This window comes from Sulfitobacter sediminis (assembly GCF_040811725.1).
Lineage (GTDB): Bacteria > Pseudomonadota > Alphaproteobacteria > Rhodobacterales > Rhodobacteraceae > Sulfitobacter > Sulfitobacter sediminis.
Genome location: NZ_JBFNXX010000102.1, coordinates 1 through 639, shown reverse-complemented (window position 1 = coordinate 639; position 639 = coordinate 1). Strand labels below are relative to the sequence as shown.

Genomic DNA, 639 nt, shown 5'->3' with positions numbered 1-639 from the left:
GGCGAATAATGACAGCGCGACCACCGATGAGGACACACCGGTGGTCATCAGCGCCGCGAGCTTGCTCGCCAATGACAGTGACGTCGACGGCGACACTCTGACCGTTGCGAGCGTCGGTGCGGCATCGAACGGGACTGTGGTGATTAATGGCGACGGCTCAGTCACCTACACGCCGGATGCCGACTACAATGGGCCCGGCAGCTTTACCTACACCGTCTCCGATGGCAACGGCGGCACCGATACCGCGACAGTCGACGTCACTGTGAATGCGGTGAACGATGCTCCAGTGGCGAATAATGACAGCGCGACCACCGATGAGGACACACCGGTGGTCATCAGCGCCGCGAGCTTGCTCGCCAATGACAGTGATGTCGACGGCGACACGCTGAGCGTGAACAGCGTCACCAACGGGAGCAATGGCACGGTCGTCATCAACGGTGACGGCACGGTCACCTACACGCCGGATGCCGACTTCAACGGCACCGACAGCTTCACCTACACGGTGGACGATGGAAAGGGTGGCACCGATACCGCGACCGTCAACATCACTGTGAATGCGGTCAACGATGCTCCGGTGGCAAACACCGACAGCGCGAGCACGAACGAGGACACGCCGGTGACCCTCTCCGTGTTGCCGAA

Annotated in this window: 1 protein-coding gene; it reads left to right on the top strand. The window is 61.5% G+C overall.

Annotated elements, in window-relative coordinates:
• On the top strand, positions 1 to 639 hold a 639-nt coding region (locus AB2B41_RS23345), incomplete at both ends, for a cadherin-like domain-containing protein (RefSeq protein WP_367880227.1).